The following is a 24,959-nucleotide window of genomic DNA, read 5'->3' on the forward strand; positions in this document are numbered from 1 at the left end:
CACCGACGACCCTTTGTCGCTCTCTCCCGCTCCGTACACCATGGACGGACATCTACAGGGCGACGTCGTGCGGGTCGGCGGCGACGCTCGCCAGCGGTTCTACGACTCGCGGGGCTACGGCCGACCGGCCGGGGGCAACGAGATCGACCTCTCCCGCGTCGAGGCGGCGCACCTGCTCTTCCGCGGCGACCTCGACGCCGTCGACGGGATGGGGTTCGAGGAGTTCTTCGTCGCCTCGACCGGCGCGCGCGAGCGGTTCGCGCTGCGCTTCCTGGTCTACGTCGACCTCCGGGGACGCGGGTTCTACCTCTCGCCGACGCGCGAGGGCTGGCCCGGCGCACGCGACGACGACGGCGACCTCCCGCTGTCGGCGTACGACTTCGTCGTCCACCCGCGCGGGACGGGGCCCGGCGAGGACGCGGTCGAACACCGCGTCCGCGTCGTCGGCGAACGCCAGTCGGTGCCGGCGAACGAACTGCTCGCAGAGAACGTGGTGCTCGCCGTCGTCGACGAGGAGAGCGAACTGACCTATCTGGAAGCGACGACGCCGGAACTCGACGGCGCGACCGACTACACTCCCCCACAGTCGCTCTCCGGCGTCCTACTCGAAGACCGCGTCGTCGTCTGGGACGCGCCCGAGTCGCTGTACGAGTACGGCTTCTACGGCCAGCCGCTGACGGGCCGCGACGCCGAGGTCGAGGGGGCGATCCAGCTCTCGCTGGTCGAGGCCGCGTCGCTCGCGGCCGACGGCGTGCTCGCGCTCGACGGCGCGGGAGACGCCGACGCCGACGCCCACGCCGCCGTCGTCGACTGCGGCCGTGCGGTCGAGGGCGAACGGTTCGACCGTCGACTGGCGGTCTACTCGACGCTGCGTGAGCGACAGATCGTCCCCAAGACGGGCTACAAGTTCGGCGCGGACTTCCGGACGTACGCCGAGGTGGAGTCGGTGTCGAACCTCAGCCACTCGGAGCATCTGATCCGAGTTCTTCCCTCGACACACGTCTTCGCGCCGCGCGATCTGGCGCTCGACGTCCGTCTCGCCGGCGGGGTACGGAAGCGAATGGTTTTTGCGCTGACCGACGCCAACGAAGGCATAGACTGGCTTTCGGTCGCCCGACTCACACCATGACCCGAGACACGGACCCCGAGACTGAGGAACCGACGCAGGCGACGACTGACGGTGGCACGGACGCCGACACCGCCGGTGCCGACGACGTCCGACTCGACCCCTGGGGCTCGTCGACTGTCTCGGACTACCGCAAACTGTTCGAGGAGTTCGGTATCGAGGAGTTCGACCAACTGCTCGACGAGGTGCCCCGTCCGCACTATCTGATGCGACGCGGCGTCATCTTCGGCCACCGCGACTACCGCCCCGTCGCCAGAGCGATGCGCGAGGGCGACGACTTCGCCGTCCTGTCGGGGTTCATGCCGACGGGCGACCCTCACATCGGCCACAAGCTCGTCTTCGACGAGATCATCTGGCACCAACAGCAGGGCGGCGACGCCTACGGCCTCATCGCCGACCTCGAAGCCCACTCGGCGCGCGGACTGACGTGGGACGAGATCGACGAACACGCCCGCGACTACCTCCTCTCGCTCATCGCGCTCGGCTTCGACGTCGACGACGGGACGCTCTACCGGCAGAGTCAAAACAGAGAGCTTCAGGATCTCGCCTTCGAGCTCGGCGGGAAGGCCAACTTCTCGGAGTTCCAGGCCATCTACGGCTTCGACGGGGAGACGAACGTCTCGCACATGCAGTCGGTCGTCACGCAGATGGCGGACATCCTCTACCCGCAGATGGAGAAGCCGAAACCGACGGTCATCCCGGTTGGCCCCGACCAGGACCCCCACGTCCGGTTCGCCCGTGATCTCGCGACCCGGATGCGCTTCTTCAAGGTGACCGAGGCGTTCCTGAGCCAGGAACTCGACGACGAGGAGCGACCGCTCGTCGCCGGCGCGTACAGCGCTCTCGCGGACGACCTCGACGAGGACGAGACGGTCCGCTGTGAGGACGCCGCCGACTGGCTCGAAGCCGAACTCACTCCCGACAGCGCCCGCGACGGAGCCATCGCGAAACTCCGCTCCGCCGGGAAAGAGCCGCTCCGCCCGCGGACGCGGTTCCTCGACAGAAACGCCACAGAAGAGGCGTTCGAGGCGCTCATCGAGGCCGTCGACGGCGAGAAGCGCGTCTTCGAGGAGCACGTCGACGCCTTCGAGCTGTCGCGAGCCGAGGCCGAGGACCTCGCCCGCGAGATCGAACTCGACAACGGCGGCTACGGGTTCGTCCCGCCGTCGTCGATCTACCACCGCTTCATGACCGGCCTCACGGGCGGGAAAATGTCCTCGTCGATCCCGGCGAGTCACATCAGCCTGCTCGACGACCCCGAAGACGGCTACGACAAGGTGAAGGCGGCGACGACGGGCGGCCGGAGTACCGCCGAAGAGCAGCGCGAACTCGGCGGCGAGGCCGACAAGTGTCCCGTCTACGAACTGTACGCGTACCTGCTGTCTGGCGACGACGACGAGTTCGCCAAGAAAGTCTACGACGAGTGTGTCGGTGGCGAACGCCTCTGTGGTGGCTGCAAGGAACAGGCGGCCGAGTTGATGCGCGAGTTCCTCGAAGACCACCAGGAGAAACGCGAGGAGGCAGAGGAGCTGCTGGACGACCTCGACTTCTCGCTGGAGTCCGACCGCCGCGGCGTCGCGCCGAACGGGGAGTAGTCGGCGACACGCCGTCCTCCACGTCCGTGACGGGGTCGACGGGTGCAGAACGTTTTTCACCGACAACGACCCTTCCACGAGTATGACGTCCGAACCCGACGTTGCGAGGCCAGTTCGCGAACCGACCACCGACGGGTTCGGTTTCTTCTTCCGCGCCTAAAGAGGGCGGTGGACCACGTCGCCGTCGCGGTGCCGGACTCACTCTCCGCACCGGTGACCCGGCGTGCGAACCCGTTCGACTCGGTGCGACGGGCGGGACGAGTCGCCGACGCGACGTCGACGACTCGCAGACGACTGTCCCGGAACTGCTAACTGACGACCACACGGTATCCGAACCAACGACCACATGCGACTCCCGGAATCACAGGTCGCGGTGTTAGAAGCCGCGAGCGCGACAGACGCACTGACGATCGACCAACTGGCGGAGGCGACCAGTCTCAAACCCGAGACGGTGACGGGTGCGGCGTTCGACCTCCGCGACGAGGGGTTGCTGGCCGTCGAAGAACGAACTGAGACCAGCGCCTCCCTCACTGACGAGGGTGCGGAGTACTTGGATGAGGGGCTTCCCGAGGTCCGCCTCTACCGCGCCGCCCTCGACGCCGGTGCCGACGCGGACCCGGTCGAGATGGGCCAACTGATCGGCGCGTCGGGACTCGGCGGCCCGCAGGTACAGATCGCTCTCTCGAACTTCGCGCGGAAGGGGTACGGCGTCATCGACGGCGGGAAGGTCGAGGCGAACGCCGACGCGGACCCCGACAGCGACGAGGAGGCGGCCGCACTCGCCGCCGTCGAGGCGGGCCAGGCCAGCGACGTCGACGACGCCGTCCTCGACCAACTGGAGAGCCGCGGACTCGTCGACCGTGACGAGCGGACGGTGCGCTCGGTGACGCTGACCGACGACGGCGTGACCGCGCTGATGGAGGGCGTCGAGGCCGCTCAGACCGTCGACCGCCTGACGCCCGAGCTGCTCACGACGGGTGAGTGGCAGGACGTCGAGTTCACCGAGTACAACGTCGAGGCCGACGCACCCACGGCACAGGGCGGAAAGACGCACATCCTCCGACAGACCGCAGACCGCGTGAAGGACACGCTCGTCGGGATGGGGTTCAAGGAGATGGAGGGGCCGCACGCCGACGCGGACTTCTGGATCAACGACTGTCTGTTCATGCCGCAGGACCACCCGGCGCGTACCCACTGGGACCGCTTCGCGCTGGACGTGCCGCCGATCCAGGAGGTTCCCGAGGACCTCGTCGAAAAGGTGGAGAACGCCCACCGCAACGGCGTCGGCGAGGACGGCGACGGCTACCACTCGCCGTGGTCCGAGGAGTTCGCGCGGGCCATCGCGCTCCGCGGGCACACCACGTCGCTGTCGATGCGCTACCTCTCGGGGTACGCGCAGGGCGAGTTAGAGCCGCCGCAGCGGTACTTCTCCGTCGAGAAAGTGTACCGCAACGACACGCTCGACCCGACGCACCTGCTGGAGTTCTTCCAGATCGAGGGGTGGGTGATGGCCGAGGACCTCTCGGTGCGCGACCTGATGGGCACCTTCGAGGAGTTCTACCGGCAGTTCGGCATCACGGACATCCAGTTCAAGCCGCACTACAACCCCTACACCGAACCGTCGTTCGAACTGTTCGGGCGACATCCGGAGACGGGCGAGATGATCGAGATCGGCAACTCGGGGATGTTCCGTCCCGAGGTGCTCGAACCGCTCGGCGTCGACTGCGACGTGATGGCGTGGGGGCTCGCGCTCGAACGCCTGCTGATGTTGATGTACGGCTTCGAGGACATCCGCGACGTCCACGGGACGCTGTGTGACCTCGAACTGCTGCGGGAGACGGAGGTGCTTCACTGATGCCTGTCGTAGACGTAGACCCCGACGAACTGCGCCGACTCACTGGGAAAGAAGACAAGAGCGACGACCAACTCAAACAGGACCTGTTCGGTCTGGGCCTCGAGTACGAGGGCGAGACCGAAGAGGGGCTGATGCAGCTGGAGTTCGGTCCGGATCGATTAGATCGGCTCTCCGTCGAGGGCGTCGCCCGGTCGCTGCGGTACCACTACGGCGACGACCGCGGCGTGTACGTCCCCACGACGAACGACCCCGACTGGACTATCGAGGTCGACGAGTCGGTCCCCGACGAGCGACCCTACGTCACCGGCGCAGTCGTCCGCGGGGCCAATCTCTCCGAAGATGGTCTCGACTCCATCATCCAACTGCAGGAGAAACTGCACGCGACGATGGGTCGCAAGCGCGTCAAAGGTGCCATCGGCATCCACGACCTGACGATGCTGAAAGGAGAGATGCTCGGCGAGGAGGGTGGCAACTCCATCACGTACAAGGGGATCTCACCCGACGAAGACACCTTCGTCGCGCTCGACTCCGACCGCGAACTGACGCCCGGTCAGGTGCTCGACGACCACCCCACGGGTCGGAAGTACGCCGACGTCGTCGCCGACTACGAGCGCCTCCCGGCCATCTACGACGAACTCGGCATGTTCTCCTTCCCGCCGGTGATCAACGGCCGGCGGACCGAGGTCTCCACCGACTCGCGGGACCTGTTCGTCGAACTCACCGGCACCGACCAGTGGACCATCGACCACATGTGTAACATCGTCTGCTACGCGCTGGACGCCCGCGGGGCGACCATCGAGCAGGTGGAGGTCGAGTACCCCGACGGCACCGTCGTCAAACCGGACTTCGAGGTGCGGACGAAGACGGTCACTCACGAGCGCATCGAGACGATGCTCGGCATCGACCTCGACGAGCGCGAGACGGTCGACCTGTTCGAACGCAGTGGACTAGACGCGACACTCGACGACGAGGCCGACGAACCGGCCTACGAGGTGTCGATTCCGCCGTACCGTGTCGACGTGCTGCACCCCGTCGATCTCGTCGACGACGTCGGCCGCGCCTACGGCTTCAACGACCTCGTGCCCCGGTACCCCGACGTCGGCACCGTCGGCGGCCGCCACGAGCGCTCCCAGCTCGAAGACGCCGCGCGCCGGAGTCTGGTCGGCCTCGGCTTCGAGGACCTGCTGAACTTCCACATGATCTCGGCCGAGGAGAACTACGAGCGGATGGGCGTCGAAGTCGGTTCCGACGTGGTCGGCGGCGGCGACCCCGTCGAGATCACCGAACCCTACTCCGAGGACTACACGCAGCTCCGTTCGTGGGCGCTCCCGTCGCTCATGATGGTGCTGGAGAACAACACGCATCGAGCGTACCCGCAAGATCTCGCGGAGATCGGTCTCGCCGCCGAGCGCGACGAGTCGGAGAACACGAACGTCGCCGAACACCGCTCCGTGGCGGGCGTGCTCGCCCGCCACGACGCGACGTACGAGGACGCGAAGGGTCGCCTGCAGGCGCTCTGCCGCGACTTCGACGTCGAACTGGAGACGCCGGCGACGGAGCATCCGGCGTTCATCCCCGGTCGCGTCGCCGCCGTCGTCGTCGCGGGTGAAGAAGTCGGCGTCGTCGGCGAGGTGCATCCGAAGGTGCTCGTCGAACACGACCTGGAACTGCCGGTCGCCGCCTTCGAGTTCCGACTGGACGCGCTGGCCGGCGAGTAGCCGTCCGGCCGACGGCGACTCGCTCCCGACGACCCGTCACTGAACGGTCGGCTACTCAGCCGGCATAACTGCTGTGTATCTTCAACCGATCGCGGATTCTCCTTGATAATTTCTCGCAATACTTGCGAAAACGTTACAACCCGTGTTCTCGTCCGATTCTACATGGACGTTCCCGACAGACGGTTCGAGACGCTGAGTGTGACACACGGCGAGCACGGGTCGACGAGGAGCGACGTCGCCGAGGACGTCGTCGTTCCCATCCATCTGACGTCGACGTACGCCGTCGACGGGCTGAACCCGGACGCGGACCTCGAGTCGCTGGACCCCGACGCGGGCGAGTATCTCTACTCGCGGCTGTCGAACCCGACGCGGAACGCCTTAGAGCACCGACTGGCCGCGATGGAGGGTGGCGAACACGGGATGGCGTTCGCCTCCGGAACCGCTGCCGTCGTCTCGACGATCACCGCCGTCGTCCGCCCGGGCGACCACGTCGTCGCCTTCGAGGATCTCTACGGCGGGACGAAGACGATGCTCTCGCGGCTGTTCGAAGAGCGACTGAACGTCGACGTGACGCTGGTCGACGCCCGCGACCCCGAGGCCGTCGCCGACGCGGTCCGCCCGGAGACGACGCTGCTGTGGATGGAGACGCCGACGAACCCGCTGATGCGTCTCTGTGACGTCGAGGCGATGGCCGACGTCGCGCACGACAACGGGGCAGTGCTCGGCGTCGACAACACGTTCGTCAGCCCGTACTTCCAGCGACCGCTCGACCTCGGGGCCGACGTCGTCGTCCACAGCACGACCAAGTATCTCAACGGCCACAGCGACTCCGTCGGCGGCGCGGCCGTCACCGACGACGCGGACCTCGCGGGCGAGATCCGGTTCCTCCAGCAGGTCGGGATGGGGAACGTGCTCTCGCCGTTCGACGCCTACATGGTGCTCCGGGGGACGAAGACGCTCCCGCTGCGGATGCAGCGTCACCAGGAGAACGCGACTGCCATCGCCGAGTATCTGGAGACGCACGACCGAGTCCGGACGGTTCGTTACCCCGGTCTCGACTCGCACCCGCAGCACGACCTCGCTCGGAGACAGATGTCGGGGTACGGCGGCGTGCTCTCGTTCGAACTCGACGCGGACCTCGACGGCGTCGAACAGTTCCTCGGTGCACTCCGGGAGTTCCCGCTGGCGGTGAGTCTCGGCGGCGTCGAGTCGCTCGTCGAACATCCGGCGACGATGACTCACTCCCCGCTGTCGCAGGCCGAACGCGACCGACTCGGGATCTCCGACTCGCTGTTGCGGATGTCGGTCGGCGTCGAACACGTCGACGACCTGCTCGCGGATCTCGAGCGGGGGTTCGAGGCGCTTTCGGCGGCGGAGACGACGCCGTCGACGGCCGACTGACGCGGTCCGATCGGTCGCCGTCGGCGACGCCGTTCGCCGCCGGCAGTCACGTTTATCCACGTCGCACTCGCCTGTCGAACCATGGCCGACGATGCCGTCGACCGGTGGGAGTATCGAGCGGTTCGTCCTCCCCGCGAGGCGACGAAGAAGGAGTCGCGCGACCCGACCGACCAGTTGAACGACCTCGCCGGAGAGGGGTGGCGACTGGTCGAGACCGTCGAGTACGTCGGGGGCGGGACGAAGTACTTCGTCTTCGAGCGCCCCTCTCGGAGTGACGACTCCGCGAACGACGACTCGGTGGTCGAGACGGACGACGACGCTCGCGAGCGACGGAACCGTGACTGACGACAGCGACGGTGACTCCGGCGACGACTCGATCGGGACGGCGAACACGATGCGGGACCGCGCCGACGAGAGTCGGCTGAAGGTCTGGCTGCTGCTCGGTGCGAACCGGCTCGTCGTCGCAGCCGTCCTCGCAGCTGTCGTCTTCGCGAGTCTGATGGTGCTGGCCGTGTACATCTATCCCTCGCTGCAGGTGAGTCTCCAGCGCGGCGACACCCTCGAGACGGCGTTCACGACGATGGTCAGCGTCATCGTCACCGGGGCGACGCTCGTCGTCAGTATCAACCAGCTCGTGCTCTCCCAGGAGAACGGGCCGCTGGGCGATCAACGGCGGCGGATGAGCAACACGGAGGACTTCCGGACGTACACGGAGGAACTGCTCGGGTCGACCGCGCCCGCCGACCCCTCGCACCTGCTGCGTGCGCTCGTCGACGAGAGTCGCCAGCGGGCACAGCGACTGCGCCGACTCGTCGCCGAGGACGACCGCGACGACGACCTCGAGGAGCAGCTCGACGAGTTCGTCGACAGCCTCGAGGGGAACGCCGAGACGGTCCACGACCAACTCGAGGGGTCCAGCTTCGGCACGTTCGACGTGCTCCACGCCGCCCTCGACTACAACTACTCGTGGAAGATCTTCCAGGTCGACCGGATGCGAAACGAGTTCGAGGACAGCCTCAGCCGCGAGGAGAAAGAGGGGTTCCACGACCTGAAGACGGCGCTGGCGATGTTCGGACCGGCGCGTGAACACGTCAAGACGCTCTACTTCGAGTGGGCGCTGGTCGACCTCTCGCAGTACATCCTCTTCAGCGCGATCCCGGCGCTCGTCGTCGCCGCGGCGATGTTCATGTTCGTCGGCGAGGGGACGTTCCCCGGCACGACGCTCGGCGTCGAGGACATCACGTGGGTGACGGTCGCGGCGTTCACCGTGACGCTGCTGCCGTTCCTCATCTTCATCTCCTACATCCTCCGCGTCGCGACCGTCGCCAAGCGGACGCTGGCGATCGGTCCGCTCATCCTCCGGGACTCCCAGCGCTGACCGTCGTCACGGACGGAGCGTCCTGCCCGGCGGACCGTCTCCTCGGCTCCGGCTAACCGAGGTATTTAACCGCGACGCAGGCAGAGCACAACCCACGAATGCCGAGTGGAGAATACGACCCGGAGACCGTCGAACCCAAGTGGCAACAGCAGTGGGTCGAAGACGACACCTACGCCTATCGGGGCGAGGCCGTCGACCCGAACACCGTCTTCTCTATCGACACGCCGCCGCCGACGGTATCCGGGAGCCTTCACTGGGGTCACGTCTACGGCTCGATCCTCCAGGATATCGTCGCGCGGTTCAACCGGATGCAGGGAAAGGACGTCTTCTTCCCGTTCGGCTACGACGACAACGGCATCGCCTCGGAACGACTGACCGAAGAGGAACTCGACGTCCGCCACCAGGACTACGGCCGCCGGGAGTTCCAGCAGATGTGCCGGGAGGTCACCGCCGAGTACGAGGCCGACTTCAACGAGAAGATGCAGGGGATCGGCGTCTCCATCGACTGGGACCAGACCTACCAGACCATCGAACCGCGCGTCCAGCGCATCTCGCAGCTCTCCTTTATCGAACTGTACGACCAGGGCCGAGAGTATCGCCAGCGCGCGCCGGCTATCTGGTGTCCCGAGTGCGAGACGGCCATCTCGCAGGTCGAGACCGAAGACGACGAGCAGGCGTCGCACTTCCACGACATCGAGTTCGCCGTGGCCGATTCGGCCGAACGGTTCGTCATCTCGACGACCCGACCCGAGCTGCTGCCCGCCTGCGTCGCCGTCTTCGTCCACCCGGACGACGACGAGAACCAGCATCTGGTGGGTGAGGAGGCCGAGGTGCCGCTGTTCGGCCAGACAGTCCCGATCCTCGAAGACGAGCGCGTCGACCTGGAGACGGGGACGGGCCTCGTCATGTGCTGTACGTTCGGCGACCAGACCGACATCGAGTGGTATCAGGCGCACGACCTACCGCTGCGTATCGCCATCGACGAGTCCGGGACGATGACCGAAGTCGCCGGCGAGTACGACGGTCTGCACGCGTCGACGGAGGCCCGCGAGGCCATCGTCGAGGGCCTCGACGACGCGGGCGTGCTGCTCGACGAGCGCGCCATCACCCACACGGTGAACGTCCACGAGCGCTGCGGGACGGGCGTGGAGTTCCTCGTCAAAGACCAGTGGTACATCAAACTGCTCGACAAGACCGACGAGTATCTGGAGGCCGGCCGCCAGATGGAGTGGTTCCCCGAGAAGATGTTCACGCGGTACAAAAACTGGATCGAGGGGCTCCAGTGGGACTGGGCCATCTCCCGACAGCGTTCCTCGGGCATCCCGTTCCCGGTCTGGTACTGTGACGACTGCGACCACCCCGTGATGGCCGACCGCGAGTCGCTACCGGTCGACCCGCTCTCGGACGACCCGCCCGTGGACGCCTGTCCGGAGTGTGGCCACGACGAACTCGTCCCCGAGGACGACGTCTTCGACACGTGGGCGACCTCCTCGCTCACGCCGCTCATCAACGCCGGCTGGAACTGGGATGCGGAGTCCGGCGAGTTCACGATGGAACGCCCGGAGATCTACCCGTTCGACCTGCGGCCGCAGGGCCACGACATCATCTCCTTCTGGCTGTTCCACACGGTCGTCAAGTGCTACGAGCACACCGGCGAGGTGCCGTTCGACTCCGTGATGATCAACGGGATGGTGCTCGACGAGAACAGAGTGAAGATGTCGAAGTCGCTGGGGAACATCGTCTCGCCCGACGAAGTCATGGAGAAGTACCCTGTCGACGCCGCCCGTTACTGGGCCGCCGGCAGCGCCATCGGCGACGACCTGCCGTACCAGGAGAAAGGGCTCGTCGCGGGCGAGAAACTCATGCGGAAGCTGTGGAACGCGTCGAAACTCGTCGAGAGTCTGGCCGACGAGACGCCCGACCGGCCGGACCTGAAACCGATCGACAAGTGGCTGCTCGCCGAACTCGACGCCGAGATCGAGTTCGTCACCGAGAAGCTCGACAACCGGGAGTTCTCGAAGGCCCGCGACAGCCTGCGGAGCTTCTTCTGGCACACGTTCTGTGACGACTACCTCGAGATCGCAAAGCAGCGACTGCACGACGGCGGCGACGTGTCGGCCGCGTACACGCTCCGGACGGCCCACGCGACGTTCCTCAAACTGTTCGCGCCGTTCCTCGCGCACGTCACCGAGGAGCTCTGGCGGGACATGTACGACGCCGAGACGAGCGTCCACCGCGCCGACTGGCCCCAACCGTTCGGCGTGGAAGCGGATCTCGAAGCTGGCGAGACGGCGATGGCAGTCGTCGCCGCGCTTCGCAAGTACAAGACCGACCACCAGCTGTCGATGAACGCCACCCTCGACACGGTGCAGGTCTACGGTAACATCGGGGGACTCGAAGAGGACGTCAGCCGCGTGATGCACGTCGACACGCTGGAGACGCTCGAGGAAGAGCCGGAGATCGAGTCGGTGATCACGGGCATCGACCTCGACTACGCACAGGTCGGCCCCCAGTTCGGGAGCAAGGTACCGGAGATCGAGTCGGCCATCGAGGCTGGCGACTACACCATCGAAGACGGCGTGCTCCACGCCGCCGACGTCGAACTCGGCGACGACCTCTTCGAGGTCGACCGCGAGCGCAAGTACACCGGCGAGGGCGAGATGGTCGAAGCCGAGGGCGCGCTCGTCATCGTACAGAACTAACACTCCACGTCGCTGTCATTTTCTTCTGCGCTGTCGTCTCTGCTCTATGAGCTACCAGTTCGTCTCCATGAGTCGCGAAGACGCTGGTGTCATCGCCGAGTGGTCGTACGAGGAACCGTACGCGTTCTACGATATGGAGAACGACCCCGAGGACCTCGAACTGTTCCTCGACGAGTCCCGGTGGGAGGGCAGGTCGTTCGCCGTCCACGAGAACGACGGGCTAGCCGGGTTCTTCACCTTCGACGTCGTTGACGACGGCACGACTGTCGACGTCGGTCTCGGGATGGAACCGAGTCGGACTGGTGAGGGAAGCGGACCCGAGTTCGTCGAGGCAGGGTTGGACTTCGCCCGAGAACGGTACGAGGCCCAGGAGTTTCGCCTCGCCGTCGCGGCGTTCAACGAGCGGGCGATTCGCGTCTACGAGTCTGTCGGCTTCGAGCAAGTCGAAGAGTTCGTACAGGTGACCAACGGCGGCGAGTACGAGTTCGTGGCGATGTCGAGGTCGGTCGAGCTATAGATCCGCGCCGACGGCGTCTTCGACGCTGTCGAACCCGTCGCGCTCGAGGAGTTCGAGCAGTCCCTCGTTGATGTCGCGGGCGAGTCCCGGTCCCTCGTAGACGAGGCCGGTGTAGAGTTGGACGATACTTGCTCCCGAGCGGATCTTCGCGTAGGCTCCTTCGGCGTCCGAGATGCCGCCGACGCCGACGACGGGGACGTCAGTGCGCTCGGCGATGAAGCGAATCGTGCCCGTCGCCCGCTGTTCGATGGGCTTGCCGGAGAGGCCGCCGCGCTCTGCCTTCTCGGGGCTCTTCAGCGACTCCGACCGTTCGGTGGTCGTGTTGGTCGCGATGACGCCGTCGAGGTCGAGGTCGTCGACGACGGCGAGTGCGTCCTCGATGGCTCCCTCGGAGAGATCGGGGGAGAGTTTCACGAGGAGGGGAGCTGCCCCGGCGTCCTGCAAGGTTCCGAAGATCTGTTCGAGTGACTCGCGATTCTGAAGCGAGCGGAGTCCGGGAGTGTTGGGGCTGGAGACGTTGACGACGAAGTAGTCGCCGGCGTCGGCGACGCGCTCGTAGGTGTAACGATAGTCGTCTGCAGCCTCCTCCAGTGGGGTGACCTTCGACTTCCCGACGTTGATGCCGACAGGTGCGTTCGGCAGCGGTTGGGCGTCGAGACGGTCGCCGACACTGTCGGCACCCTCGTTGTTGAACCCCATCCGGTTGATCAGCGCCTCGTCCTCGCGGAGGCGGAACATCCGTGGGCGGGGGTTTCCGGGCTGTCGCTTCGCGGTGACGGCTCCGACTTCGACGTGGCCGAAGCCGAGTGCGGTGAGTACCGAGGGGAGTTCGGCGTTCTTGTCGAAGCCGGCGGCGACACCGACCGGGTTGTCGAAGGAGAGGCCGAACCGGTCGACGGCGAGCCGGTCGTCGTCGACAGTGTACCGACGTCGGAGCAGGTGCTCGACTGGCGTGTGTTGAACGCTGCGGAGGAACCGATGGATCGTGAGGTGTGCTGTCTCCGGCGGGAGCGCGAACAGTGCCGGTTTCGCGGCGTCGTACAGACTCATTGCACGTGGTGAGTCGCTGGACCCGCATTAACCCGACGGAGCAGTCGCTGTCTCTGGCTGTTGTTCCGAACGAAGAGGCGCTCAGAAGTCGTGCTCGACGTCGTCCGAGTCGGCCTTCTGGATGATGATCTTCCCGTCTCGGACGCGAACGAACACCTCGTCGCCGATCTCCATCCCGGCGACGGCGAGTTCGTCCTCGTGGAGGTTGAGATGAACGTTGTGGTACTCGCCGTTCTCGTCTTTGGCACCACTCGGGCTGAGCTTCTTTTTCCGGACCATCGGGGGTGTCTACCGGAAGTTCGCCGGAGGAAATACATAAGTGTTGTTTACCTACGGCGAGTGTGAGGTCCACGACCCGACTCTGTACGTCGCTGCAGACTGTCGTCCGTAGTTTCACCGTCCGCTCGTCGCGCCGACGAAACCGCCCGAGCGCGGCTTTTTGGTATATAAACATTTGGTTGAATTGTCCTCATTTCGCCGATATATTTATGCTTGGGGATGTGGTCACTTGCCATAGAGGGTGAAACCATGGTACGTGACGACGGTAAACGGAACTTCGCGCTGCGTGAATCGAACGGTGACGAGTCGAGCGTGTTCTCCGGAAACACACCGCGACAGGCGGCGTTGAAAGCCGCTCGTCGGCTCGAACCGGGAGACTCCGAAGAGGGTGCACAACGAGTCGAACTCCGACTTCGGGAGAAAGGCACCGACAAGGTTCACATCTACGAGGGCTGGGCGTGGCAGGAGACGTCGCCCGACAACAAACCCGACTGGATGCCCGACACGATCACCGAGGCCAACGTCTCGAAGAAAGGCATCGAACATCTCGAAGCCGAGTGAACGGACGAGAACAGTAACTAATCATTCTTTGCGCGTGGACGCCGCACCCGACAGTGTTTTCCATCGGCTCCGACGACGTTCGGACGCGCAGCCGACACCCGGTCAGACCGTACGCGGGATGCGTGGGATGACCGACCGGCCTCCAGCTGCGCGATATCTCTCCACGTCGACTGCCGAGAGCGTCCCGTCTGACTTCTTTCGACGCGTGGGATGAGAGCGTGTGTCTGAGGCGGTTTTCTTCGGCACTCTTTTATGAGTCACTCTCCTCGAAAGAGATGCGAAGGGCGCTCGGGTCTCCCCCGGCGTCCCGGACGTGCCGCGCCCGGTTCACACCGGTCGACGGCGCGCCCAGTCCGAGTCCGAATCCGAATCCCTTAAGTGGGACTCGGCACTCGTACTGAAGTACGCGGACGTCGGCGAAATCGAACGACGACGCCGACCTCGATTCGGTGCCCTTAAGTGGAAACGGGCACTCGAACACGATACAGACACACCGCGACTGCGGGCCGTTCAACCCGGCCCGCGATCGGACACCCTGAACACGGCTTCGGTGCCTTTAAGGTCCCGAACCACCAACGTTCGGGTCCGAAGAAGATGAGGATTCCGCCCCTGCGGTCCGCCGTACACGACGGAATCTGACGTTAGCCTTGATAGTTCGGTGATACCCGATCGGTCACTCGACTCGATCGACACACCGAACTTGGACCTTGCAATTGCACTCTTTACAGAGTGTATGGTGATTCCCACTCGTCAGAGTGGAAATCCCGCCACCCCCTCTCTCTGCCCCCAAACAGAGAGAGGAAACATTCCGGTTGATCCTGCCGGAGGTCATTGCTATTGGGGTCCGATTTAGCCATGCTAGTTGCGCGACTTAGATCGCAGCGGAAAGCTCAGTAACACGTGGCCAACCTACCCTGCAGAGGAGCATAATCTCGGGAAACTGAGGCTAATACTCCATACCGCACTCACGCTGGAATGCGGAGTGCTCGAAACGCTTCGGCGCTGCAGGATGTGGCTGCGGCCGATTAGGTAGACGGTGGGGTAACGGCCCACCGTGCCGATAATCGGTACGGGTTGTGAGAGCAAGAGCCCGGAGACGGAATCTGAGACAAGATTCCGGGCCCTACGGGGCGCAGCAGGCGCGAAACCTTTACACTGCACGACAGTGCGATAAGGGGACCCCAAGTGCGAGGGCATATAGTCCTCGCTTTTGTGTACCGTAAGGTGGTACACGAATAAGAGCTGGGCAAGACCGGTGCCAGCCGCCGCGGTAATACCGGCAGCTCAAGTGATGACCGATATTATTGGGCCTAAAGCGTCCGTAGCTGGCCGCGTAGGTTCGTCGGGAAATCCATCCGCCCAACGGATGGGCGTCCGGCGAAAACCACGTGGCTTGGGACCGGAAGGCTCGAGGGGTACGTCCGGGGTAGGAGTGAAATCCCGTAATCCTGGACGGACCGCCGATGGCGAAAGCACCTCGAGAAGACGGATCCGACAGTGAGGGACGAAAGCTGGGGTCTCGAACCGGATTAGATACCCGGGTAGTCCCAGCCGTAAACAATGCCAATTAGGTGTGGCACCGACTACGAGTCGGTGCTGTGCCGTAGGGAAGCCGATAAATTGGCCGCCTGGGAAGTACGTCCGCAAGGATGAAACTTAAAGGAATTGGCGGGGGAGCACTACAACCGGAGGAGCCTGCGGTTTAATTGGACTCAACGCCGGACATCTCACCAGCATCGACTGTAGCAATGATCATCAGGTTGATGACCTCTATGTTGAGCTACAGAGAGGAGGTGCATGGCCGCCGTCAGCTCGTACCGTGAGGCGTCCTGTTAAGTCAGGCAACGAGCGAGACCCGCACTCCTAATTGCCAGCATCACGTTCGCGTGGATGGGTACATTAGGAGGACTGCCGCTGCTAAAGCGGAGGAAGGAACGGGCAACGGTAGGTCAGTATGCCCCGAATGTGCTGGGCTACACGCGGGCTACAATGGTCGGGACAATGGGTTCCTACCTCGAAAGAGGATGGTAATCTCAGAAACCCGGTCGTAGTTCGGATTGAGGGTTGAAACTCACCCTCATGAAGCTGGATTCGGTAGTAATCGCGTCTCAGAAGGGCGCGGTGAATACGTCCCTGCTCCTTGCACACACCGCCCGTCAAAGCACCCGAGTGAGGTCCGGATGAGGCACTCGCAACGAGTGTCGAATCTGGGCTTCGCAAGGGGGCTTAAGTCGTAACAAGGTAGCCGTAGGGGAATCTGCGGCTGGATCACCTCCTAACGACCGAGACCAGGCCGACGTGCCTGGCTCACTTCACAGTCATAGGTGGCACTCCAAGTTCGATACGTCGCCGACCGAGCGCCCGATCGGGCACCTACGAACTATCAAGGCTGACACTCCTCGCCCCCGCAAGGGGGTGGGCCCATAGCTCAGCGGCAGAGCACCTCCTTTGCAAGGAGGAAGCCCTGGGTTCAAATCCCAGTGGGTCCATAGACGGACCAAACGAGACCGGTTCCCTTAAGTGGGAAACCCGGCAACGTACTGGTCCCGACGAACTGATGCACCATCTCGTGAAAACGAGGATGGGAAGGGTTCGACGCACGCTCCCGAGAGACACCTCGGGACGTGCGATGACGACCGTGTGTACGTGCATTCCAGGCACCCACTGGACCCGTTTATCGGGCAGTGGAGTGTTCCCACCGAGTCAACTCACTACGAGTTGACTCTCGAATCAACCATCTGGTTGATTCACCGAATCAGTAGAATGGCTACTGTGCCAGCTGGTGGATAGCTCGGCTCGAGAGCCGAAGAAGGACGTGCCAAGCTGCGAAAAGCACTGGGGAGTCGCATGGAGACAAAGAACCAGTGATCTCCGAATAGGAATCCTCACCGCAATTGCCTTGCGCAATGGGGAACGTCGGGAATTGAAACATCTCAGTACCGACAGGAAAAGAAAGCAAACGCGATGTCGTCAGTAACGGCGAGTAAACGCGACACAGTCCAAACCGAATCCCTCACGGGACATGTGGTGTTCGGACTGACTCTCACTCTCCGACCCTCTGACTGAAATCTCCTGGAACGGAGTATGAAACAGGGTGACAATCCCGTAAGTCAGACCAGTACGAGACGCGTCAGCTCCAGAGTAGCGGGGGTTGGATATCCCTCGTGAATTTCGCGGGCATCGACCGCGAAGACTAAACACTACTCGAGACCGATAGCGAACAAGTAGCGTAAGCGAACGCTGAAAAGCACCCCGAGAAGGGCGGTGCAATAGGGCTTGAAATCAGTTGGCGATAGAGCGACGGGGCATAGAAGGCCTCTCGACGAACGACCTCGGAGCGATCCGACAGTAGGACTCGAGAGGAGCCGGTGTTCCGTCGTGCGTTTTGAAAAACGAACCAGGGAGTGTGTTTGGTTGGCGAGTCTAACATGAGTATCATGGAAGGCGTAGGGAAACCGATACGGCCGCAGTCTTCTTCGGAAGACGAGGGCCACCGTGTTCAAGCGCGGGGAGTCAACCGGACACGACCCGAAACCGAGTGATCTACACGAGGGCAAGGTGAAGCGTGCCGAAAGGCACGTGGAGGCCTGTTAGAGTTGGTGTCCTACAATACCCTCTCGTGACCTTCGTGTAGGGGTGAAAGGCCCATCGAACTCGGCAACAGCTGGTTCCGACCGAAACATGTCGAAGCATGACCTTCGCCGAGGTAGTTCGTGAGGTAGAGCGACCGATTGGGAGACCCGCCTCCGAGAGGAGTCGGCCTCCCTGTCGAACTCCGAACTTACGAACGCCGTGGACGCGAGGAATCCGGTACTCCGGGGTAAGCTTGGGTACCGTGAAGGAGACAACCTAGAGTCTGGTTAAGGACCCCAAATGTGGATTAAGTGCGATTGAAGGTGGTCTCGAGCCCTAAACAGCCGGGAGGTGAGCTTAGAAGCAGCTACCCTCTAAGAAAAGCGTAACAGCTTACCGGCCGAGGTTCGAGGCGCCGAAAATGATCGGGGCTCAAATCCACTTCCGAGACCTGACCGCGCCCCTCATCGGGCGATCGAGTAGGTCGGCATTCTGCGCGGGTGGAAGCACGGGCGAGAGTTCGTGTGGACCACGCAGTAACGAAAATCCTGGTCACAGTAGCAGCGAAAGTCGGGTGAGTAACCCCGACGGCCTGAAGAGTAAGGGTTCCTCGGCACTGCCAATCAGCCGAGGGTTAGTCGATCCTAAGTCCTATCGTAATTCGAGTAGGACAAACGGGGAACTGGTTAATATTCCAGTACTACCACCATCAAAAGTCGACGCTTTGGGAAACACCGAGCCGGGCCTTCGCCCGGTCGAACCGGAGAAACTCGTGGACGCCGTAACGGCAAGAAGCGAGCGAACACCGGGACAGCGCAAGTCGGTGGTACCCAGAGCCCGTGAAAAGACGAGCGTGGTACTCGTACCGAGATCCGACACAGGTACTCTGGCAGCGCAAGCCAAGGCCCGTCGGGAACAACCGACGTTAGGGAATTCGGCAAGTTAGTCCCGTAAGTTCGCGAGAAGGGATGCCTGCCCCGCAGAAGGGCAGGTCGCAGTGACTCGGGCGCTCCGACTGTCTAGTAACAACATAGGTGACCGCAAATCCGCAAGGACTCGTACGGTCACTGAATCCTGCCCAGTGCGGGTATCTGAACACCTCGTACAAGAGGACGAAGGACCCGTCAACGGCGGGGGTAACTATGACCCTCTTAAGGTAGCGTAGTACCTTGCCGCTTCAGTAGCGGCTTGCATGAATGGATCAACGAGAGCGCCACTGTCCCAACGTTGGGCCCGGTGAACTGTACGTTCCAGTGCGGAGTCTGGAGACCCCCAAGGGGAAGCGAAGACCCTATAGAGCTTTACTGCAGGCTGTCGCTGAGACGTGGTCGCTAATGTGCAGCATAGGTAGGAGCCGTTACACAGGTACCCGCGCTAGCGGGCCACCGAGGCATCAGTGAAATACTACCCGTTAGTGACTGCGACTCTCACTCCTGGCGGAGGACACCGGTAGCCGGGCAGTTTGACTGGGGCGGTACGCGCTCGAAAAGATATCGAGCGCGCCCCAAGGTTTCCTCACTCGGGTCGGAAACCCGAGGAAGAGCGCAAGAGCAAACGGAAGCCTGACAGTGTCCTGCCTAACGAGGGACGCTGACACGAAAGTGTGGTCTAGCGAACCTACGAGCCTGCTTGATGCGGGCCGTAGATGACAGAAAAGCTACCTTAGGGATAACAGAGTCGTCACCGGCAAGAGCACATATCGACCCGGTGGCTTGCTACCTCGATGTCGGTTCCCTCCATCCTGCCTGTGCAGAAGCAGGCAAGGGTGAGGTTGTTCGCCTATTAAAGGAGGTCGTGAGCTGGGTTTAGACCGTCGTGAGACAGGTCGGCTGCTATCTATTGGGGGTGTTACGGTACTTGACGTGAACGAACGTATAGTACGAGAGGAACTACGTTTGGGTGCCACTGGTGTACCGGTTGTCTGAGAAGGCACCGCCGGGAAGCTACGCACCACGGGGTAAGAGCTGAACGCATCTAAGCTCGAAACCCACATGAAAAAGAAGTACCACCGAGGACACTCGTAGAAGACGAGTTCGATAGACTCGGGGTGTACGCGCCGAGGCAACGAGGCGTTCAGCCCGCGAGCACTAACAGTCCAAGCCACATTCATACCGCATGGGAAGACACCGTGTCCGATACACGGGTCCAGGTGCTAACTGGAATGCACGTATACATTGGTCGAAACGCCACACACCGATCGTGGTCATAACTACGGTTCGATTCCGTAGATCGGCATTCAGGCGGCCACAGCGGTGAGGTTCCACCCGTACCCATCCCGAACACGGAAGTTAAGCTCACCAGCGTGGTAGCAAGTACTGGAGTGGGAGACCCTCTGGGAACACTACTTCGCCGCCTCCACTCATACTATAGCCTCCGAGCACCGGCGCTCGGGGGCTTGTTTCATTTATAGCGACGAGCAGCAGCACTCCCCCGGAAGCGAGCGCGCCGACAGAGCGCGAGAGCAACGAGCAACCGCCAGCGCCCGTCACAGCACCGCGTCCGCAACGAGGCAGCACCGCGCCCGCAACGACAGCACCAGTCGAGACGGCCGGTCGGCCCACCATCGCGCCTGGCGGCGCGAAGGTGGGCGCTACTCGATCGGACGTAACCGAACGAAGCAGTCGACGTGAGACCGCTAGGCTTAAGCGCGCTACTACTCTACGGTGAACTGCGCCAAGGTGGCAGAGTTCGGCCTAACGCAGCGGCCTGCAGAGCCGCCCATCGCCGGTTCAAATCCGGCCCTTGGCTTCCTTCTATTCTCTTTGAGACCGACCGGAGACGCCACTTATCATCCCGGATAGACGAAATCTCGCTCTTGTCGGTAGATAACTCGACACGCTCGACGACGGGGATAGAACTCGAAAGCGGCCTCGAGAGCCGAAAGATTAACCCACTAGTTCTCGTACGAAAGGGGAGAGACCGCCTCGTTGGCCGTCAGTTCACAATGCGTCCCTTAGATACCCTCGACTACGTGTTCGTCGTTTCGATAACCGCCCTCACGTATCTCCATCTTCCGTGGCGTCCCGCGATCCGCCGCGGACTACGTGGTGGTGTGGCAGCCGTCGCCTCGCTTTTCCCGCCCAGTCCCGAGAGCCTCGTGGTCGCTATCGTCGTCGTGGGTGTCGTATTGGTCGCCCTGCTCGTCGAAGTCCTTCCCGGTCGGGGTGGCCCGTGAGGCAGTCCGTTCGACTCCGTGGGACCGAGAGGTTGTCAGCCGAAAAGTAACCGTTATACGCCGGGTAGCCTTTGGCCCACGTATGCAACGACGCGCTGCGGCCATCTACGTCGCGCTCTTCCTGGTCATCGGCGCGGGCGCTTACTCGCTCATCGCGACCGCCCAGACTCCGACGATCGGGTTCGAGAACCCCGAATACGAACTCAGTCAGGGAGAGACCTTCCAAGTCGAGGGACAGACGTACAACGTCACGAGCATCTCTGCAGAGGTTCAGAGTGGCGGTGGTGGCGGCCACGGCGGCGGTGGCGGCGGTGGGGAACTCGTCCGCTCCGGGCAGATCTCGTGGGTGAACGACTCAGCACGCTACACCGCCCAGTGGGAGAACAACACGACGGTGAACATGGGGCAGAACAACACCACCTACCGTGTCCTCGTCCAGCAGACGTCGGGGAACCCGACGGACTTCGTCCTTCGGGAGGAGATCAATCAGACGCAAGTCCTCCAGAACGATCCCGCAGCGGACAACCAGACGGTCATGCGCAACGGCGAACGTGTCGTGCTCGTCGAGGGTGAAGACGGGAGTCTGAACGCCGTTCCGGTCGACGAGTACTTCCCCGAACCGTCCACTCAGCAGTACAGCGAGAACGACTCGCTGACGTACCAGGGTAACGAGACGACGGTCGACGCGGTCGAAAACGAGTCGGTCACACTGGCATGGACAGGAGAGAAGACTAACACCGCCGAACTGAGCGACGAGGGGAACGTCACCCTCGGTAACCAGACGTACCTCGTCCACTTCCAGGACAACGAGACGGTCGCTCTCACGCAGGACTTCAAGAGCTACCGTATGCAGACGAACAGTATCGCCGAGTTCCACGAGCAGGTTAACGGACTCTGGGGAATCGTCATCCTCTGTGGGTCCGTCGCGGTGCTCCTCGTTGCAATGGCGTACCTGCCCTCGCGGTACTAACTGCGTCGTTCTCTTCTTCGCCATCTCGCTTTTTTTAGTACCGAGTGACCAGCTGCACGAGCTACCATCGCTTAGTACGTCGTTCGTCCCCGTCGACGGCGACCGGCACCAGCGTCGGGGCCGACTCGCGAGAGTTCGGCGAGTTAGTCGCTCTCTTATCGGCATCTGAAACGAAAGACCTAGCTGTCGTGACCCGTTAGGGTCTGACTTCGGCCGCCTCGCCGGATTCCCCAACGTTCTGCTCGTAGTAGAGAGTGTGTTTTTCGAGATCCTACGAAGCAGACCCACTGTACGGAATTCGTATCTGTACGCTGCTTCTACGAGATTAACAAAGACGGTGGGATTCGACTACCGTCCATGGGCAATCGTTCGCGACCGAGTACTCGGACGGTCTTCGGCCACGAGATGGAGTTCACCGAACCGACGACGCTGTTAGTCGGTCCGACTCTTGGTGAGACTCGTCGTGCCGTCCGTCGTGAGCACTGCTTCCGCAAGCAGAGTTGCGACTATCGGGCCGGAACCGACCGTTCCGAACGACGGACACCAGTCGGTGAGGAGCGTCTGCCCAACTCCAACGCGACGGACGGAGGTTCGATCGCTCGCCCAGCGAGCAGGCGGTGTATCCACGACGACCGCGGCAATGACGGTGGCGACGTCCACCAGAGCCGCCTCGCCGGTCGTCGAGGCCCGCTCGTCTCGGCCGCCACCGACGATACCTTTCGTTCACAGTCCGGGCGTTCACCTGTGAGTTCGACGAAGCCAGTCGATCCGGTCCGCAGTCCGCACGGGTCGGTGCGCTCTCACCGCAGTACGGGAGCAGCGAGCAGATGTGACGGCCCCCACCGAGGTTCGTCTCGACTGAGTCGTCGACATCCCTGACGGACGGTGGTCTCGGACGTACAGTCTCCCGTCTCGAACGGAAGTCGGGTGACCGAACGACTGGGACGAGCGATGGAAGCGACCGACCGAACAGAAACGGAGATTCAACGAGACGTTCACAACCCTCGTCTGACAGCGTTGCACGTTCGCCGTGACCGGTCTGACTTTCGCCGGTCACGACGCCGTTTATCGAGGTCTTCAGTCCCGTCGAGTTCCAGTTCCAGCGTGTCGACCACTGGTCGTACCGACACACAGAAGGGACGTCACGTACGTACGAAGAACCGTGTCCGACGAGAGCGACGACGGTGAACCCGACTACGACAACGTACCCACGGTCTCCTGCAGTCGTTGTAACCGCGAGTGGGATCTCTCCTACGAACTCGACGACCTGCAGGTCGGAAACCAGTCCGTCGAACAGTTCGCCCTCGACCACATGCGCCACACGGGACACTTCCCCGACAGTGTCAGTCCGTGGGTCGCCCGGTGTCGGCAGTGTCCCGACAGCGACGAATTTCTGTCCGAACGCCTCGCTCGGCGCTGGGCCGAGACTCACGCCCGACACACGCGACACGCGGTCGACATCGACCACGGCAACGAGGAGGCGACGACCATCACACCCGAATGACTCACGCCCTCTCAGATATGCTCCAGTGGTTCGCGCAACGCCCAGACGTCAGCTTCTGGATCGAGTCGATTGGGTTCGGCCCCTCGTTCCGTGAGGACGCCGCCGTGATAGAGCATCGCCTTCAGCTGGAACACCGTCGGTGAGTGAAAGACGTTCCCGTCTTCTAACTCTTCGACTCGAAGGCCGCCTTCCTCGTCGAGTACCCGACGACGCACGTCGTCGGTCCCTCGGAGGAACAACTCGACGGTGAACGTCGGATGCTGGACGTGGAGCCACTGGACGAGGTCGACGAGCGACGGCTCGCCGATTCCGTCCTCGTGCATGGTCTGGAGTTCTTCGACGAGGAGCTTGGTCGCTGGATACGCCCAGACGACGTGTCTGGTCACCAGTCCCCACTCCGGCGCGAGATCACAGAACCGTCTCCGTGACCGTTTCCAGTCTCCGAACGATTCGAGTGCCGCGTCGACCGACCCGTAGCGGTTGAGTGCGAATCGGATGACTTCGCCACCCAACGACGTGAGCTCGGTTCGGTCTGGGCTCTCGTCTACCAACCCGAGGAAGGCCGCTCCCCGACGGGCGTCGGTCGTCGCTCTCACCACGTGTTCGGTGAGTACCTCGTCGGTGTCGCCGTCGTGGTACAGCGCGAGCGGGACGCCGAGATAGTTCTTCGGGTGATTCAAGCCGAACGACTTGTCGGCGACGCCCTGTGCCGTCGCCTGGAAACGGATGGCCGTCGCGTCGTCGGAGGTTCGATTCCCGACGACACGTGGCACTTCGAGCGGTTCGACGTCGCCACCGACGTCGACGCCCAGCACACCGACGTTGAGTTCGCGAGCGAGCGTCCGAGCCGACTGCGAGATCGCCCGCGTAGGCGCTGCGACGTAGGCGGCGTTGGCTTCGTGGAGGCGATCGTACGCCTGTACGACCCCTCGTTCGACGTCGACTGCGCCGGCAGTCGTATACCCTTTCGCCTCGACGGCGACGAGCGGCGGCTGATCTCCGAAGCGATCTACCGCGAGGAGTTCCGACTCGAGGAGGCGGACTCCGACGAGGTCCGGATAGCCTGACCCGAGTCGAACGTGATTGAAGGGTGCCAGCTGTTCGCGTACCGCTGATGGAACCGGCTGGCCTTGAACCCATTCGTCCATTGCGAACTGCGTGTCGACGACGGAGTAGGCGTTCGGCTCCTCCGTGTCCGGGAAGAGACGGCGCTTCGTGTGTGCGAGGACCTCCGGTTCCGAAAGTGACGCCGCACTGGCCATAGCTCGTAGTCTCGGGACGCGGACGTGAATGTTCTGGGAAGCGAGATGGAGAGAGCGCTCGGTCGTCTCTCTGCACGGCGAGAACACTATCGTCTACGACCGAAATGTGACTGGTCTCGAAGAGTCACGAAGAATGACGAGCCCGACGGGATTTGAACCCGCGGCATCTTGGTCCGGAACCAAGTACTCTGTCCACTGAGCTACGGGCCCTCGCCAGTTTGTACACTCTACCTCCGTTTAACCGTTGTGGAGTCAGGGTCCGCCACCTCGTCGGTTTCGCACCCTCGAACCGA

At 63.1% G+C, this 24,959-nt stretch carries 17 protein-coding genes, 3 tRNA genes and 3 rRNA genes; 18 read left to right on the forward strand and 5 right to left on the reverse strand.

What is annotated here, in order from left to right; all coding sequences use genetic code 11:
• Positions 1-40: 40 nt before the first annotated feature.
• From endA to EOHIBHHM_RS07185, 9 genes are all read left to right on the forward strand, one after another.
• Positions 41-1,129 carry a tRNA-intron lyase gene (gene endA, locus EOHIBHHM_RS07145; protein WP_497255984.1) on the forward strand — a complete coding sequence of 363 codons (1,089 nt, stop codon included), beginning with the start codon at positions 41-43 and terminating at the stop codon, positions 1,127-1,129.
• Positions 1,126-2,721 (forward strand): tryptophan--tRNA ligase, encoded by a 1,596-nt coding sequence (locus tag EOHIBHHM_RS07150; RefSeq protein ID WP_497255986.1) that lies wholly within the window; start codon positions 1,126-1,128, stop codon positions 2,719-2,721. The genes endA and EOHIBHHM_RS07150 overlap by 4 nt, the downstream gene beginning before the upstream one ends.
• Positions 2,722-3,067: 346 nt before the next feature.
• Entirely contained in the window at positions 3,068-4,576 is a 1,509-nt protein-coding gene (gene pheS, locus EOHIBHHM_RS07155; RefSeq protein WP_497255988.1) for a phenylalanine--tRNA ligase subunit alpha, read from the forward strand.
• Positions 4,576-6,294, forward strand: coding sequence for a phenylalanine--tRNA ligase subunit beta (gene pheT / locus EOHIBHHM_RS07160; RefSeq protein ID WP_497255990.1), 1,719 nt, complete (start codon positions 4,576-4,578; stop codon positions 6,292-6,294). The genes pheS and pheT overlap by 1 nt, the downstream gene beginning before the upstream one ends.
• A gap of 162 nt (positions 6,295-6,456) precedes the next feature.
• On the forward strand, positions 6,457-7,695 hold the full coding sequence (locus EOHIBHHM_RS07165) for a trans-sulfuration enzyme family protein (protein WP_497255992.1): 1,239 nt from the start codon (positions 6,457-6,459) through the stop codon (positions 7,693-7,695).
• A gap of 81 nt (positions 7,696-7,776) precedes the next feature.
• Positions 7,777-8,040, forward strand: coding sequence for a DUF4177 domain-containing protein (locus tag EOHIBHHM_RS07170; RefSeq protein WP_497255994.1), 264 nt, complete (start codon positions 7,777-7,779; stop codon positions 8,038-8,040).
• Positions 8,033-9,073 (forward strand): DUF7972 family membrane protein, encoded by a 1,041-nt coding sequence (locus tag EOHIBHHM_RS07175; protein WP_497255996.1) that lies wholly within the window; start codon positions 8,033-8,035, stop codon positions 9,071-9,073. The genes EOHIBHHM_RS07170 and EOHIBHHM_RS07175 overlap by 8 nt, the downstream gene beginning before the upstream one ends.
• A 98-nt stretch (positions 9,074-9,171) precedes the next feature.
• Positions 9,172-11,775 carry a valine--tRNA ligase gene (locus EOHIBHHM_RS07180; protein ID WP_497255998.1) on the forward strand — a complete coding sequence of 868 codons (2,604 nt, stop codon included), beginning with the start codon at positions 9,172-9,174 and terminating at the stop codon, positions 11,773-11,775.
• A gap of 46 nt (positions 11,776-11,821) precedes the next feature.
• Positions 11,822-12,292 carry a GNAT family N-acetyltransferase gene (locus EOHIBHHM_RS07185; RefSeq protein ID WP_497256000.1) on the forward strand — a complete coding sequence of 157 codons (471 nt, stop codon included), beginning with the start codon at positions 11,822-11,824 and terminating at the stop codon, positions 12,290-12,292.
• Here EOHIBHHM_RS07185 and EOHIBHHM_RS07190 read toward each other — a convergent pair.
• Positions 12,287-13,342 carry a quinone-dependent dihydroorotate dehydrogenase gene (locus EOHIBHHM_RS07190; RefSeq protein WP_497256002.1) on the reverse strand — a complete coding sequence of 352 codons (1,056 nt, stop codon included), beginning with the start codon at positions 13,340-13,342 and terminating at the stop codon, positions 12,287-12,289. The genes EOHIBHHM_RS07185 and EOHIBHHM_RS07190 overlap by 6 nt on opposite strands.
• A gap of 81 nt (positions 13,343-13,423) precedes the next feature.
• Positions 13,424-13,621: a hypothetical protein gene (locus EOHIBHHM_RS07195; protein ID WP_089823004.1), complete on the reverse strand. Its 198-nt coding sequence runs from the start codon at positions 13,619-13,621 to the stop codon at positions 13,424-13,426.
• A 249-nt stretch (positions 13,622-13,870) separates the two neighbouring features.
• Between EOHIBHHM_RS07195 and EOHIBHHM_RS07200 the strand changes: the two genes are divergently transcribed.
• The 8 genes from EOHIBHHM_RS07200 to EOHIBHHM_RS07235 all read left to right on the forward strand — a co-directional run bounded on the left by EOHIBHHM_RS07200 (position 13,871) and on the right by EOHIBHHM_RS07235 (position 21,900).
• The gene (locus EOHIBHHM_RS07200; RefSeq protein ID WP_497256004.1) at positions 13,871-14,182 is read left to right on the forward strand and encodes a non-histone chromosomal MC1 family protein; all 312 of its coding nucleotides are present in this window, start codon (positions 13,871-13,873) and stop codon (positions 14,180-14,182) included.
• A gap of 805 nt (positions 14,183-14,987) precedes the next feature.
• Positions 14,988-16,459, forward strand: a 16S ribosomal RNA gene (locus tag EOHIBHHM_RS07205).
• Positions 16,460-16,599: 140 nt separating this feature from the next.
• Positions 16,600-16,671, forward strand: a tRNA-Ala gene (locus tag EOHIBHHM_RS07210).
• Positions 16,672-16,940: 269 nt separating this feature from the next.
• Positions 16,941-19,866, forward strand: a 23S ribosomal RNA gene (locus EOHIBHHM_RS07215).
• A gap of 125 nt (positions 19,867-19,991) precedes the next feature.
• A 5S ribosomal RNA gene (gene rrf, locus EOHIBHHM_RS07220) occupies positions 19,992-20,113 on the forward strand.
• The 16S, 23S and 5S rRNA genes sit together here with 2 tRNA genes alongside, the layout of an rRNA operon.
• 314 nt (positions 20,114-20,427) lie before the next feature.
• Positions 20,428-20,503: transfer RNA gene (locus EOHIBHHM_RS07225), tRNA-Cys, on the forward strand.
• 196 nt (positions 20,504-20,699) lie between these two features.
• Positions 20,700-20,930: a hypothetical protein gene (locus EOHIBHHM_RS07230; RefSeq protein WP_497256006.1), complete on the forward strand. Its 231-nt coding sequence runs from the start codon at positions 20,700-20,702 to the stop codon at positions 20,928-20,930.
• Between the two features lie 82 nt (positions 20,931-21,012).
• Positions 21,013-21,900, forward strand: a complete 888-nt coding sequence (locus EOHIBHHM_RS07235; protein WP_497256008.1) for a DUF8231 family protein — start codon at positions 21,013-21,015, stop codon at positions 21,898-21,900.
• A gap of 432 nt (positions 21,901-22,332) precedes the next feature.
• On the opposite strand, the gene EOHIBHHM_RS07240 is transcribed toward EOHIBHHM_RS07235, so the two are convergent.
• Positions 22,333-22,560 carry a hypothetical protein gene (locus EOHIBHHM_RS07240; RefSeq protein ID WP_497256010.1) on the reverse strand — a complete coding sequence of 76 codons (228 nt, stop codon included), beginning with the start codon at positions 22,558-22,560 and terminating at the stop codon, positions 22,333-22,335.
• 502 nt (positions 22,561-23,062) lie between these two features.
• On the opposite strand from EOHIBHHM_RS07240, the gene EOHIBHHM_RS07245 reads away from it, so the two are divergent.
• On the forward strand, positions 23,063-23,404 hold the full coding sequence (locus tag EOHIBHHM_RS07245) for a DUF8062 family protein (protein ID WP_497256012.1): 342 nt from the start codon (positions 23,063-23,065) through the stop codon (positions 23,402-23,404).
• An 11-nt stretch (positions 23,405-23,415) separates the two neighbouring features.
• On the opposite strand, the gene EOHIBHHM_RS07250 is transcribed toward EOHIBHHM_RS07245, so the two are convergent.
• Both EOHIBHHM_RS07250 and EOHIBHHM_RS07255 read right to left on the reverse strand, forming a co-directional pair.
• A complete protein-coding gene (locus EOHIBHHM_RS07250) occupies positions 23,416-24,666 on the reverse strand; it encodes a hypothetical protein (protein WP_497256014.1) in 1,251 nt (416 codons plus the stop codon).
• A gap of 137 nt (positions 24,667-24,803) precedes the next feature.
• A tRNA-Arg gene (locus tag EOHIBHHM_RS07255) sits at positions 24,804-24,876 on the reverse strand.
• Positions 24,877-24,959: the final 83 nt, after the last annotated feature.

It is taken from the genome of Halogranum roseipondis (assembly GCF_059695585.1).